10 protein-coding genes are annotated in these 13596 nt (G+C 72.6%); 6 read left to right on the forward strand and 4 right to left on the reverse strand.

Going from position 1 to position 13596, the window contains the following annotated elements; translation table 11 throughout:
* Window positions 1-3 precede the first annotated feature (3 nt).
* On the reverse strand, window positions 4-1038 hold the full coding sequence (locus MFF58_RS01525) for an alpha/beta fold hydrolase (RefSeq protein WP_238284785.1): 1035 nt from the start codon (window positions 1036-1038) through the stop codon (window positions 4-6).
* Between the two features lie 194 nt (window positions 1039-1232).
* On the opposite strand from MFF58_RS01525, the gene MFF58_RS01530 reads away from it, so the two are divergent.
* Together MFF58_RS01530 and olsB are read left to right on the forward strand one after the other, a co-directional pair.
* On the forward strand, window positions 1233-1715 hold the full coding sequence (locus MFF58_RS01530) for an Hsp20 family protein (protein ID WP_238284786.1): 483 nt from the start codon (window positions 1233-1235) through the stop codon (window positions 1713-1715).
* A gap of 147 nt (window positions 1716-1862) precedes the next feature.
* Window positions 1863-2864, forward strand: coding sequence for a l-ornithine N(alpha)-acyltransferase (gene olsB / locus MFF58_RS01535; RefSeq protein ID WP_238284879.1), 1002 nt, complete (start codon window positions 1863-1865; stop codon window positions 2862-2864).
* Window positions 2865-3033: 169 nt separating this feature from the next.
* Here olsB and MFF58_RS01540 read toward each other — a convergent pair whose 3' ends face one another.
* Entirely contained in the window at window positions 3034-3471 is a 438-nt protein-coding gene (locus tag MFF58_RS01540; RefSeq protein ID WP_238284787.1) for an RNA polymerase subunit sigma-70, read from the reverse strand.
* A gap of 205 nt (window positions 3472-3676) precedes the next feature.
* Between MFF58_RS01540 and kdoO the strand changes: the two genes are divergently transcribed.
* The 4 genes from kdoO to MFF58_RS01560 all read left to right on the forward strand — a co-directional run bounded on the left by kdoO (window position 3677) and on the right by MFF58_RS01560 (window position 11555).
* Window positions 3677-4537 carry a Kdo hydroxylase KdoO gene (gene kdoO, locus MFF58_RS01545; protein WP_238284788.1) on the forward strand — a complete coding sequence of 287 codons (861 nt, stop codon included), beginning with the start codon at window positions 3677-3679 and terminating at the stop codon, window positions 4535-4537.
* A gap of 16 nt (window positions 4538-4553) precedes the next feature.
* Window positions 4554-4853 (forward strand): antibiotic biosynthesis monooxygenase family protein, encoded by a 300-nt coding sequence (locus MFF58_RS01550; protein WP_238284789.1) that lies wholly within the window; start codon window positions 4554-4556, stop codon window positions 4851-4853.
* 161 nt (window positions 4854-5014) lie between these two features.
* Window positions 5015-10303, forward strand: coding sequence for an alpha-2-macroglobulin family protein (locus MFF58_RS01555; RefSeq protein ID WP_238284790.1), 5289 nt, complete (start codon window positions 5015-5017; stop codon window positions 10301-10303).
* A 127-nt stretch (window positions 10304-10430) separates the two neighbouring features.
* Complete coding sequence (locus MFF58_RS01560) at window positions 10431-11555, forward strand: mechanosensitive ion channel family protein (RefSeq protein ID WP_238284791.1); 1125 nt, start codon at window positions 10431-10433, stop codon at window positions 11553-11555.
* Between the two features lie 234 nt (window positions 11556-11789).
* Here MFF58_RS01560 and otnC read toward each other — a convergent pair whose 3' ends face one another.
* Together otnC and MFF58_RS01570 are read right to left on the reverse strand one after the other, a co-directional pair.
* The gene (gene otnC / locus MFF58_RS01565) at window positions 11790-12467 is read right to left on the reverse strand and encodes a 3-oxo-tetronate 4-phosphate decarboxylase (RefSeq protein ID WP_238284792.1); all 678 of its coding nucleotides are present in this window, start codon (window positions 12465-12467) and stop codon (window positions 11790-11792) included.
* Window positions 12464-13471 carry a LacI family DNA-binding transcriptional regulator gene (locus MFF58_RS01570; RefSeq protein ID WP_238284793.1) on the reverse strand — a complete coding sequence of 336 codons (1008 nt, stop codon included), beginning with the start codon at window positions 13469-13471 and terminating at the stop codon, window positions 12464-12466. The genes otnC and MFF58_RS01570 overlap by 4 nt, the downstream gene beginning before the upstream one ends.
* Window positions 13472-13596: the final 125 nt, after the last annotated feature.

A 13596-nucleotide genomic window follows, 5' to 3' on the forward strand; every position in this document is an offset into this window, starting at 1 on the left:
GGCTCACGCCACCGGCACCGCGGCGGCGTGAGACTCGACCTCCGCGTGCGAGGGCAGGGGCGAGCCCGGCGCGAAGGCCTCGAAGGCCGCCCAGAAATCCTGCCGGATGGCGTCGCGCTCGGTCAGGATCTCGTGCCGGGAATCCGGCAGGACGAGAATGTGGCCGGCCTTGAGCCGGGCCGCGAAGCGCTCGGTGTCGGCGGTGCCGCAGACCGGGTCGGCGCCCGCCGCCAGGAGCAGCGTCGGCAGGGTGATGCGCGGCGCCGCCCTCGGGTCGCGCAGGCGCGCCATGGCGCGGAACGCTTCGGCGAGCCACGCGATCGTCGGGTCGCCCACCGCACCGGCGCCGACCTGCCGGGCCGCCGCGGCGTTCCGGGCGTAGCGGACGGGATCGCGCGAGAGCCGGTTGCCGGCATAGGGATTGGTGGCGATCGAGACCGGCTTGCCGAAGGGGATGTAGCGGCTCCCGAGTCCCAGCCGCTGCAAGCCCCGCGAGAGCAGGGCGGCGCCGGCCGGCCAGCGGATCATCCGGATCGACAGCATCGGCGCCAGCGCCACGAGGCGCCGGAACGGCAGCCAGCCGTCGAGCGCCCCGAGGAGGGCCACGCAGCCCCCCATCGAGTGCGCGAGGCCGATATGCGGCTCCGGCATCAGCGGCACCAGCACGGTCTCGGCCACGGCCTTGAGGTCGAGCCGGTAATCGTCGAAGCGGGCGACGTGGCCCTTGTGGGGATCGTCGACCCGGCGGTCCGACTCCCCCTGGCCGCGCCAATCGAAGGCGACCACCGCGAAGCCCCGTGCCCGCAACTCCTGGATGGTCTCGTAGTACTTCTCGATGAATTCCGCCCGGCCCTGGAGCAGGCAGACCGTGCCGCGGCAGGTCCGCGCCGTCGTCTGCCAATAGGCCGCCCGCAGGGTGCAGTCGTCGCGCGTGCCCACCGCGATCAGCGTGCCGTTCGGCGGCGCCGGGTTGCCGGGCGTGCCGCGCAGGGTCAGGAGCGGTGGCTCCCGCCCGGTCTCACCGTCGAACCGTCCCACAGGGTTCACCTCAAGCGCGTCCGTACGCGGACGGACCCTACCGAAAAAATCTCAGGCCTCGCCATCGTCCGGGGTCTTGAAGCGTGTTTTTCCCCCTCCGATATCTCGCCTGTGCCGGCCATCAGGCGGCACGAAAGACGGGTCCGGCCCATCGGGCGGACCGGAATTGCATGTTGCTCACACGAGGATATGTCATGCGTCAGTTCGATCTCGCGCCCCTCTACCGTTCCACCGTCGGCTTTGACCGGTTGTTCTCCGCGCTCGACCAGTTCGCGAGCGCCGAGGCTGCGCCCACCTACCCGCCCTACAACATCGAGCGGACCGGCGAGAACGCCTACCGCATTACCGTCGCGGTCGCCGGCTTCACCGAGTCCGACCTGTCGATCGATGTTCGGGAGAACGCGCTGTCCCTGAGGGGCGAGCGCAAGGCCGAGGGCAAGGCTGAATTCCTGCATCAGGGCATCGCGGCCCGCACCTTCGAGCGCCGTTTCCAGCTCGCCGACCACGTACAGGTGACGGGCGCGGCCCTCGAGAACGGCCTTCTCCATATCGACCTCGTCCGCGAGGTACCGGAGGCGAAGAAGCCGCGCCGCATCCAGATCGCCACGGCGGGTCGCGCCAGCGCCCCGGTGATCGAGGGCGACGTCCGCACGGACACGGTCCCGCAGGCCGCCTGATCCATCTCGGCTTGAACTTCAGAATGTTGCAGCGCCCCGGCCCCGGCCGGGGCGCTTTCCTGCGTCGGCTGTCATAATGGCGTGTGCGCTTCGTGCTCTGTGTCGGATTCGACGGTGCACGGACGCGCACCCGGAGTGAACCCGACCATGGTCGCCAATCTCGCCCGCGGGGCCTACAGCGCACTCGGAGCCGGCTGGCACAGGGGCGTGCAGTGGGGCGTCGGCGCGCCGATCGCGAAGCTGCGCCGCCGGCAGATGCATCCGCAGGAAATCCAGGGCGGCCCGACCGGAATCGCCGAGATCCTCTCCGCCGAGCGCGCGATTCGCCTGCCGGACCCGTTCGAGGGGCGCAGCCTCGGCCGCATCGGCAACCTGGAGGTGAGGCTGGCGACTAGGAGATCCGAGATCCGCCGGGCGCAGCGCCTGCGCTTCAAGGTGTTCTACGAGGAGATGTCGGCGGTCCCGACCGGGCTCGCGTCCCTGTCGCGGCGCGACGCCGACAGCTACGACGCGCTCTGCGATCATCTCCTCGTCCTCGACCACGCCGCGCCGGGGCGGAAGCAGCCCTTCGTCGAGCCCCGGCCGAAGGTGGTGGGCACCTACCGGCTGCTTCGCGGCGAGGTGGCCGAGCGCCATGCCGGCTTCTACTCCGAGGGTGAGTACGATCTGGCACCGCTGCTGGCGGCGCAGGGCCATCGGCGGCTGCTGGAGCTCGGCCGCTCCTGCGTGCTGAAGCCCTACCGCGGCAAGCGCACCGTCGAGCTGCTCTGGCAGGGCATCTACGCCTACGTCCTGCACCACCGGATCGACGCGCTGATCGGCTGCGCGAGCCTGGAGGGCACCGATCCGGAGCGGCTGGCGCTGCCGCTGGCCTTCCTGCACCACCATGCCCGCGCGCCGGAGGGCTGGCGGGCCCGGGCGCTGCCGGAGCGGTCGGTGGCAATGGACCGGCTGCCGAAGGAGGCGGTCGATCCCAAGGCCGCGCTGCAGGCCCTGCCGCCCCTGGTCAAAGGCTATCTCCGCCTCGGCGCCACCTTCGGCGACGGTGCCGTCATCGATCGCCAGTTCGGCACGACGGACGTCTTCGTGACGCTGCCGGTGGAGGTGATCGGCGCGCGCTACCGGGGACATTTCGCACCGGCGCGATGAGGGTCGGGTCGCTCCGAAAGGTCGATCCGACCTGGCCTATCGACCTGAGATGACCGCGTCAGCGGGCGGCGCGATCCCCCGACGGTTCCTTCGAGGCGGGTTCGCCGCATCGCAGACCGGGGACGAACCGTAGAGGGGAGGTTTCCCCGAGGACCTGCCGCACAGTCCCCTACAGATCGCCCAGGGCCAGCTGGCCCTGGTTGCGCGCCTTCGGCGGCGCGGCCTTGCGCTCCTTGGCCCGCGCCGCCGCGGCCGGCTTCTTCGGCTTCGGGTCGCCGCGCATCCGGGCCACCGCCTTGTCGCGGGCGACCGCCTCCGGGGCGGTGGGGTCGTCGCTCAGCCACTTGCCGCGCTTGATCACCTCGTTCACGCGGCCCTGGTTGACCCCGACCTTGAAGGCGATCTCCTGCTGGGTCATCCCGGTCGTGGCGTGCAGGTCCAGGATCGACCGGGCGAGTTCCGGGGTCATCTTCTGGCCGGTCAGGCGCCGGGCGGGTTTGACCGTCCGGGTCGCGCGGTCGCGCTCGCGCAGGCGCTCCAGCAGCGCCAGCGCCATGTTCATGCCGTGCTCGCGCAGGGCCTCCTCGAATTCCTTCAACGTCGCCATCGGCGCCATCCTCCGCCGGGCACTCAGGCCGGTTACGCACGGAGAACGTGCCGGGAACGCAACCGTTGCGCAAGCGCTGGGGACGGGCCTCCGCGCCGGTGTCGGTGGACGCGGGATGTCATCCACCGGAAAAGCCGCCCCTGGCCTGCCCGCGGCCACTCGGCTACAGGGGCCCACCCGCCATGGCAGGCCCGGCCCGCACCCGATGATCAGCCCGATCCGCAGAATCGTCGCCGGCGAGACCCACGGTTCCCTGGCCCGGGAGCTCGAGGCCGGGGCGGTGCTGCTGTTCCCGGACCTGCCCTTCCCGTTCAGCGCGTTCGAACGCCGGTTCACCGAGCGGCCCTTCGCGGACGGCAAGGCCAAGAACGTCAACATCCGCGGCGCGGCGGCCGCGCTGCGCGGTGCGGCGGGGACGCCGGAGGAGCAGGAGGCCCTGCGCCAGATCCTGATCCGCTACCGTACCTTCGCGCGCGACCTCATCGGAACCTACCTGCCGGACTACGCGGACCGCGTGAGCCTGGCCGGCACGTCCTATCGCCCCTTCGACGTGGACCGGCGCAAGCTCAGCTGGCGGCGCGACGACACCCGGCTGCACGTCGACGCCTTTCCGTCGAACCCGATCGGCGAGAAGCGGATCCTGCGGGTGTTCCGCAACATCAACCCCGCGGGCGAGCCGCGCCGCTGGCGGGTCGGCGAGGATTTCGGGTCGATGGCGGAGAAATTCCTGCCGCGTCTGCCGGGCTACTCGCCCCTCTCGGCGCGCCTGCTCTCGGCCCTGCGCATCACCAAGGCCCGGCGCTCGGAATACGACCACCTGATGCTGCACCTGCACGACGCCCTCAAGCAGGACGCGGCCTATCAGGCGTCGGCCCCCCAGGCCGACGTGGAGTTCCGCCCCGGCGAGACCTGGGTGACCTTCTCGGACCTCGTGATGCACGGGGCCATGGGCGGCCGCTACATGCTGGAGCAGACCGCCTACCTGCCCGTCGCCGCCCAGGCCGACCCGGCCCTGAGCCCGCAGCGCATCCTGGCGGCCAAGCTCGGCCGCGCCCTTCGCACCTGAGACAGGAACGTCACCGATGATCCTCGAAATCGCGCAGATCGAGATCAAGCCCGGCATGGAGGCCGAGTTCGAGTCGGGCATCACCGAGGCCTCAGTGATCTTCAAGCAGGCCAAGGGCTGCCGAACCTTCGAGGTGCGGCGCTCCATCGAGCATCCGCAGCGCTACCGCCTCCTGATCCACTGGGACACGCTGGAGGCCCACACCAAGGACTTCACCGGCTCGCAGCCCTGGCAGGATTACCGCGCCCTGGTCGCCCACTGCTTCGCCGGACCGGTGGCCGTCGAGCACGCCGAGCAGGTGCTGAAGGCGTTCTGAGCCTCGACGCGAGGGAACGCGGAGCCGCCTCGCGCCGCGAGGCGGCCCCCAACGAGGCTCCAACGGCCCGAAGCGTTGCGAGCCTAACCGCCGGTGCTAGGCTCCCGCGCCATGGGACCCGAGGCGAATCATCGGGTTCGCGGCTGGCGAGGAACAGGCTGATGGCGCGGCTCGGACGGCTCGCGGGTGTCTTGGTGCTCCTCGGAGGGATCGCGGGCGGTCCGGTCCTCGCCCAGACCCCGCCGGCGGCCCGTACGACGTCCCGGCCGGCGGCGGCCGCCGCGCCGTTCGCCAGGAGCTTCGTCCGGACCGACCTCGCCAGCGCTTCGGTCCGCCTGGAGGCGGCTCTCAAAGCAGAGGCCGGGGGCGCGCTCCGACCGGCGGGCCAGTCCCGCGCTGCCGGTCAGGCCCTTCTCGCCGCCGACAAGCCGGATGAGGCCGTCGCCCCCCTCGCCGCCGCGGTGGCGGCAGACCCGGCCGACCCGCGCAACTGGCAGGCCTATGCCCGCGGGGCGGCGGCGGCCCTGGGCGCGCTCGAGGACAACGACTACCAGGGCCGGGCGCGCCTGCGCGGGCGGGTGACGGCCGCCGCCTACCGCGCCTACGAGCGCGCCGGCACGGCCGCCGACGCGGCGGCGGCGCTGGCGGCGCTGGGCGCCGCGGAGGCCGAGCAGGAATCCTGGCGGCCGGCGCTGGACGCCTACGCGGCGAGCCTCGCCCTGGCCGATGCCGGTCCGGTCCGGGCGGCCTACGAGACCCTGCGGGCCGAGCACGGCTTCCGGATCCTCGACTACAAGGTCGATTCCGACGCGGCCGCCCCGCGGGCCTGCTTCACCTTCTCGGAGGCGATCAAGCCCAAGACCGACTACGCGCCCTTCGTGGCTGTCTCGGGCAGCAGCGCGGCCGCCGTGACCGGGGAGGGCTCCCAGGTCTGCGTCGACGGGCTCAAGCACGGCGGCCGCTACGCCATCGTGCTCCGCCAGGGCCTGCCCGCGGCCGTCGGCGAGAGCCTGCTCAAGGCCGCCGATTACGAAATCTACGTCCGCGACCGCGCTCCCCAGGTGCGCTTCACCGGGCGCAACTACGTCCTGCCCCGGACCGGCCAGGCGGGCGTGCCCCTCGTCTCGGTGAACGCGGCGAAGCTCGACGTCGAGGTGCTGCGCATCGGCGACCGCGGCCTGCTGCCGACCCTGCGCTCCGAGGACTTTTTGGGCCAGCTCAGCGGCTCGACCGCCCGGACGATCGCCTCCGAGAAGGGCCAGCGCGTCTGGAAGGGCACCCTCGACACCGCCAAGGCGGAGGTGAACCAGGAGGCGGTCACCGCCTTCCCGGTCCTGCAGGCGGTGGGCAAGCTTGAGCCCGGGCTCTACGTGATGCTGGCCCGCCCCTCCGGCACGGCCGCCAGCGACGAGGAGTACGACACCCAGGCGACCCAGTGGTTCGTGGTCTCCGACCTGGGGCTCACCGCCACCAAGGGCCGGGACGGGGTCAACGTGGTCCTGCGTTCGCTCGCCTCCGCGCAGGTGATGGCGGGCGCCGAGATCCGGCTGATCGCCCGCAACAACGAGGTGCTGGGCGCAAGGACCACGGACGCGCAGGGGCACGTCGCCTTCGATCCGGGGCTCGCCCGCGGGGAGGGCGGTCTGGCGCCGAGCCTCGTGGTGGCGCAAGCCGGCGGCGATTACGGCTTCCTCGACCTGAACCTCGGCGCCTTCGACCTCACCGACCGCGGCGTGAAGGGACGGCCGGAGACCGGCGGCCTCGACGCCTACCTGTTCCCGGAGCGCGGGGTCTACCGCACGGGCGAGACCGTCCAGCTCACGGCCCTGCTGCGCGATCCCCGCGGCGCCGCCGTGCCGGACCTGCCGCTGACCCTGGTGGTCAAGCGGCCGGACGGCGTCGAGTACCGGCGCGTCTCGGTGCCCGACCAGGGGCTCGGCGGCCGGGCGTTGCCGCTGCCGCTCCTGTCGGGGGCGATGCACGGCACGTGGCGGGTCTCCGCCTACACGGACCCGAAGGCGCCCGCGATCGGTGAGACCAGCTTCCTCGTGGAGGATTACGTCCCCGAGCGGCTGGAGGTGACCCTCAAGGCCCGGCAGACGGCCCTGAACCGGGGCGAGGCCGCGCAGATCGACGTCGCCGCCCGCTACCTCTACGGCGCCCCGGGCGCCGATCTCGACGTGTCGGGCAGCGTGACCGTGCAGGCGGCCGCGACGAGCGGCATCAAGGGGCTTGAGGCCTATGCCATCGGTCTCGACGACGAGGCGGTCGAGCCGGCCACCCAGGAACTGCAGGACCATGCCACCACGAACGGGCAGGGCGGCGCCACCGTCACGGTGCCGGTGCCCCTGGTCGCGGCCCCGCGGGCGCTGGAGGCGAAGATCACCCTGGCGGTCGGCGAGCCCGGCGGCCGGGCGCTGTCGCGCAGCCTGACCCTGCCGATCCTCCCGTCGAGCCCGGTCCTCGCCCTGCGCAAGGGCTTCGCCGATCTGAAGGAGGGCGGGATCGCGGGCTTCGACGTGGTGCTGGCGAACCCCGACGGGGCGCTCCTCGCCCGGCCGGGCGTGACCTGGACCCTGTCGCGGATCGACTCCTCCTACCAGTGGTACCGGGCGGACGGGCGCTGGTCGTTCGAGTCGGTCAAGTCCCCCCGGCGCATCGCCAGCGGCACCGTCGACCTCACGGCCGCCGGCCCGGGCCGGATCGAGGCGCCGGTGGGCCTCGGCCGCTATCGGCTGGAGGTCTCGGCCGCGGGCGCCCCGGAGGCGACCGCGAGCCTCGGCTTCGAGGTGGGCTGGGGCGGCTCCGAGACCGCGGAGGCGCCCGACCTCCTCGACCTGACCCTCGACAAGGCCGCCTACGCGGCCGGCGACACCCTGCGGGCCAAGCTCAGTCCGACGTTCAAGGGTCAGGCCAGCCTGATGATCGTCAGCGACCGCGTGCACCAGACCCTGGAGGTCAGCGTGCCGGAGGGCGGCACCACGGTCAGCATCCCGGTGAAGGCCGAGTGGGGCGCCGGCGCCTACCTGGTGGCCACCGCCTACCGGCCCCTCGACCAGGCGGCCAAGCGCCTTCCGGGCCGGGCGCTGGGTCTGGCGTGGTTCTCGGTGGACCGGGAGCGGCGCAGCCTCGGGGTCGCCCTGAAGGCGCCGGAGCGGGCGCGCCCGCGCCAAGACCTGACCCTGCCGGTCCAGCTCGCGGGCCTGAAATCCGGCGCACCGGCGCGGATCACCGTCGCGCTCGTCGATGTCGGCATCCTCAACCTGACCCGCTACGCGGCGCCGGACCCGACGCAGTACTTCCTCGGCCAGCGGGCGCTCGGGCCGGAGGTCCGCGACCTCTACGGCTACCTGATCGACGGCATGCAGGGCTCGGCCGGGGCGATCCGCTCCGGCGGCGATGCGGGCGGGGGCGAACTCGCCGATTCCCCGCCGACCCAGGCGCCGCTCGCCCTCTATTCCGGGGTCGTCACCGTGGGGCCGGACGGCGCGGCCAGCGTGACCTTCCCGATCCCGGCCTTCAACGGCACCGGCCGCGTCATGGTCACCGCCTGGAGCGGCGACCGGGTGGGGCAGGCGCAGGCCGACGTGATCATCCGCGATCCGGTCGTGCTCAGCGCCACGCTGCCGCGCTTCCTCGACACCGGCGACCGCTCGCGTCTGTTCGTGGCCCTCGACAATGTCGAGGGGCCGGCGGGCGAGTACACGCTCGACCTGAGCCCGACCGGCCCGGTCGTGGTCGGTGCCAGCGCGCTGCGGCAGACGCTGCGGCTGGAGGCCGGCGCCAAGGGCCAGTTCGCGATCCCGCTCACCGCCGCCGGACCGGGCACGGCCCGCCTCGACCTCGCCCTGTCGGGGCCCGGCCTCCCAGCCGCCCTGAACCAGAGCTTCGCCCTGGGGATCTCGCCGGGGACCGGCGCCCTGCTGCGCCGCTCGGTGCGCAGCCTCGCCCCCGGGGCGAACCTGACGCTGACCTCGGACCTCCTCGCCGACCTGCAGCCGGGGACCGGCAGCGTCTCGCTCTCGGCCACGCCCCTGCCGGGGGTCGACGTGGCGGCCCTGCTCCGGGCGCTCGACCGCTACCCCTACGGCTGCTCGGAGCAGGTGGTGAGCCGGGCGATGCCGCTGCTCTACGTCAACAAGCTCGCGGCCCTGCAGAAGCTTGCCCTCGACGCGGGCGCGGACGAAAGGGTGCGCGAGTCGATCGAGCGCCTGCTCGCCCGCCAGGATTCGAGCGGCGATTTCGGCCTGTGGTCGGCGCAGGGCTCGAGCGACCTCTGGCTCGACGCCTACGTGACCGACTTCCTGACCCGCGCCCGCGAGCGCAACTTCGCGGTGCCGCAGAAGGCCTTCGCCCAGGCGCTGGACTACCTGCGCAACGCGGTGGCCAACGCCACCGAGGTGCGCAACGGCGGCGCGGACCTCGCCTACGCGGCCTACGTGCTCGCCCGGAACGGCCGGCCGGTGATGGGCGACCTGCGCTACCTCGCCGACACCAAGATCGGCGACTTCTCCTCCGCCCTCGGGCGCGCGCAGCTCGCCGCCGCCCTGGCGCTGCTCGGTGACCGCGGCCGGGCCGCCAAGACGATGGACTCGGCGCTCACCGTGCTGCGCGCCGAGCGCGACAAGGGCCTGTACCGCGCCGATTACGGCTCCCGCCTGCGCGACGGGGCCGGGCTGATCACGCTCGCCGCCGAGAGCGGGCTGGCGCAGGGGGCCCTCGGCCCCGCCGCTTCCGTGCTCGGCGAGGAGCAGCAATCCGAGCGGGCGACGAGCACGCAGGAGAATGCCTGGATGGTGCTCGCCGCCGAGAGCCTGTCGAACGAGGCGGGCGCCCTGTCGTTCACCCTGGACGGCGTGCCGCAGACCGGCCTGCTGGCTCGGGCCTACCGGGAGGCGGCCCTGGCCGACCGGGGCGTCGAGCTCACCAATACCGGCCGCAGCCCCGTGCAGGTGGCCGTGAGCGTCAACGGCAGCCCCCTGGTGCCGGAGCCGGCAGCGCAGCAGGGCTACACGATCGAGCGCAGCTTCCGCCGCCTCGACGGCAGCGTCGTCGACCCGGCGGGCGGCCTGCGCCAGAACGACCGGCTCGTGGTGGTGCTCAAGGTCACGGAGGCCAAGGCGGAGGCGGCGCGGCTCCTGCTGGTGGATCCGCTGCCGGCGGGGCTGGAGATCGACAACCCGAAGCTGCTGGACGCCGACGCGCTCCAGGGACTCGCCTTCGCCAAGTCCGACGTGCAGCCGGTCCACACCGAGTTCCGGGACGACCGGTTCGTGGCGGCCTACGACCGCGAACCGAGCCAGTCGGCCTTCTTCACCGTGGCCTACACGGTGCGGGCGGTCTCCCCCGGGACCTACGTCCATCCGGGCGCCACCGTGGAGGACATGTACCGGCCGGCGCGGTTCGGACGGACCGCCGCGGGCAGCGTGACGGTCGGAGCGGCCAAGTAGGGGCTGGCGACCGCAACCCGCCGGGCCGGGCCGCTGCGTTGCGGCAGGCACATGGTGCGCTGCGGAACCCCCGCGATCGCCCGCCCATTCCCACGGGTCCCCTTCGGAACCCGTGGAGCGATGCCCGATGCCGGACCTCGACGCGCTCGCCGGCTCCGCAGCCCGCGCGCTGGCCTACCTGCCGTGGTGGGCCGAGAGCCTGATCCTCATCGTCGCCTGCTGCGCGGTGGTGATGCCCCTGCACGGGGTCGTCTACCGGGCGATGAAGCGGGCGGTCTCGGCCAAGAGCCTGTTCTGGCGCTCGCTCGTGTCGCGCACGCGCGGCCCGAGCCGCCTCGGCCTCATCGTGGTGGCGATCAGCCTCGCCTCGACCACGGTGCACCTGTCCTGGGAGGTGCGGATCGCCCTCAACCAGATCCTGCTGGTCGCCTTCGTGACGCTGACCGGCTGGTGCTGCGCCACGGCGCTCCACATCGCGACCGTGATTTACCTGCGGCGGTTCAAGCTCGACGCCGAGGACAATCTCCTGGCGCGCAAGCACTTCACGCAGATGCGCATCCTGGAGCGGGCCGGCGTGACGCTGGTGGCCCTCGTCACCCTCTCGGTGGCGTTGATGACCTTCGAGCCGGTGCGCCAGTACGGCGTCAGCCTGCTGGCCTCGGCGGGCGCGGCGGGCCTCGTCCTCGGGTTGGCCATGCAGCCGGTCCTGTCGAACCTCGTGGCGGGCATCCAGATCGCCATCACGCAGCCGATCCGGATCGAGGACGCGATCATCGTCGAGAACGAGTGGGGCTGGGTGGAGGAGATCACCGCCACCTACGTGGTGGTCCGCCTCTGGGACTGGCGTCGGCTGGTCCTGCCGCTGACCTACTTCATCCAGAAGCCGTTCCAGAATTGGACCCGCGACGGCGCCTCGCTGATCGGCAGCGTGTTCGTCTACGTCGACCACCGGGCGCCCGTGGCGGCGATGCGCGAGAGGCTCGTCGAGATCGCCAGGGCCTCGCCCCTGTGGGACGGACGGGTGGTCAACCTCCAGGTCTCGGACGCCAAGGAATCGACCATCGAGATCCGGATGCTGGTGAGCGCCCGCAACGCGCCCCAGGCCTGGGACCTGCGCTGCGCGGTCCGCGAGGCGATGATCACGTGGCTCCAGGCCGAGCACCCGGAGGCGCTGCCGCGCCACCGCACGGAATGGGTCGGGGCGGGGGAGCCCCCGCTGCGGAGGGCCGAGGAGCGGCGGTTCGCGGCGTGATCCCCCGTCCTCGGAAGCGCGGCGATCCGTGGATCGCGTACACGGAGGTCGCGCAGTCCCGTCAGGCGGACGGCGGCACCGGCATCGTACGGCCGGATCGAGATCCTTGCAGCCGATCGTCGAGGAGGCCGTGCGTGGCCCCTCCCATATGGCTCCGCGCGCGTGGTGCAGTTCCCCGCCGGCTGCTTCGCGTGGGCCGCAACGACACCGGATCGGAGAGGCGGGCGGCCGACCTCACCCGTGATCGTGCCCGGCATGATCCTCCGGATCCGGCAGGGTCAGCCCGAAATGGCTCACCAGATCGGCGATCTGCCCGGGACTCAGTTGCCGCGGGTTGAGGTTGCGCAACAGCAGGTAAAGCTTGGCGGTCTCCTCCAGCTCCTCCGTGGCGAAGACCGCGCCCTCCAGGCTGTCGCCGGCCACCACCGGTCCGTGGTTGGCGAGCAGCACCGAGCTGTACTTCCCCGCGAGGCCCCGGATCGCGTCCGCCACGGCCGGGTCGCCCGGACGGTAATAGGGCACCAGCGCCGTGCCGCCGGTGCGCATCAGGTAGTAGGGCGTCAGCGGCGGCAGCACCTGACGCGGGTCGATCTCCGGCAGCATCGAGACCGCCACCGCGTGGGTCGAGTGCAGGTGCACGATGGCCTTCGCGTCTGTCCGGCTCTCGTAGAGCGCGGTGTGCAGCGGGATCTCCTTGGTGGGCTTGTCGCCCGAGACGAGGCGGCCCTCGCCGTCGAGCCGGGAGATCCGCGCCGGGTCGAGGAAACCCAGCGACGCGTTGGTCGGCGTCACGAGCCAGCCGCCGTCGGGCAGGCGGAGCGAGATGTTGCCCGACGAGCCCGGCGTCAGGCCGCGCTCGAACAGCGAGCGGCCGTAGCGGCAGATTTGTTCGCGCAACGCCGTCTCGTTCATGCGGTCGCTCCCTCGATCAGCTCGTATCCGAGATCGATTCTCTTCGGACCGCCCCCCGTCAGGCAGGCGGCGGCCTGCCGGCCGATCTCCAGCCGCGGTGTGCGCACCGTCGACAGGGGCTGAGGCATCGCGGCTGCAAAGTCGAGCCCGTTGAAGCCGAACAGCGCGATCCGACCCGGCACCACCAGCCCGGCCGACAGGCAGGCGAAATAGCCCCCGAGCGCCATGTCGTCATTGGAGAAGTAGACCGCGTCCAGATCCGAATGACGCGCCAGCAGCGCTTCCAGACCCGCCCGCCCGGAGGCCGGCGAGGACGGTCCCGGCCGGATTTCCCGGCCGAGAAGTGCCAGCCCGACATCCGCCAGAGCCTCCTCGAAACCCGCCAGCCGCTTGCCCGCGCGCAGGTCGACCGCGAGATCGTGGCCGAGATAGGCGATGCGGCGATAGCCCCGCCCCGCCAGATGGCGGGCGCTCGCCGCCCCGACGGCCCGGTTGGAGAAGCCGACCACGGCGTCGATCCCGTCACCATCCGTGTCGATCATCTCGACGACGCGCACGCTTCCGGCCCTGGCCAGGGCGACGGTCCCGGGATTGTGCTCCAGGCCGGTGAGCAGGAGCGCGGCCGGGCGCCACGACAGGAGCGCGGCCACCAGCGCCTCCTCCCGGTCCGGATCGTAGTCGCTCACGCCGATCACGCACTGGATGCCCTCGGCGTCGAGGGAGGCGGTCAGGCCGCGCAGCAGGTCCGGGAAGACCACGTTGGCGAGGGAGGGGATCACGACGCCGACGAGCTGCGCGCTCGCCCCCGACCCGGCCAGATTCCCGGCCAGGCGGTTCGGCACGTAGCCGAGCCGAGCCACGGCTTCCGCCACCCGCTCGCCGGCGCGCTTGGAATAGGACCCGTGGTTGCGCAGGACCCGCGAGACCGTGCTCTCGCCGACACCGGCCGCGCGGGCGACGTCGGTGAGGGTCACGAGCCGCCCCGGCGGCTGAATGTCGTCCATGACCCGGTTCTCCCGACGCGGTCTCGTCTCGCGACGCCCTTCGTACCTCCCGCCCCTCGCCCTCATCCCGAGATGCCCGCCCGAGAGGCCCGCGCCAGCGGCCCCGGAGAGGAGCCCTCCGGCTG

It is taken from the genome of Methylobacterium longum (assembly GCF_022179385.1).
GTDB lineage: Bacteria > Pseudomonadota > Alphaproteobacteria > Rhizobiales > Beijerinckiaceae > Methylobacterium > Methylobacterium longum.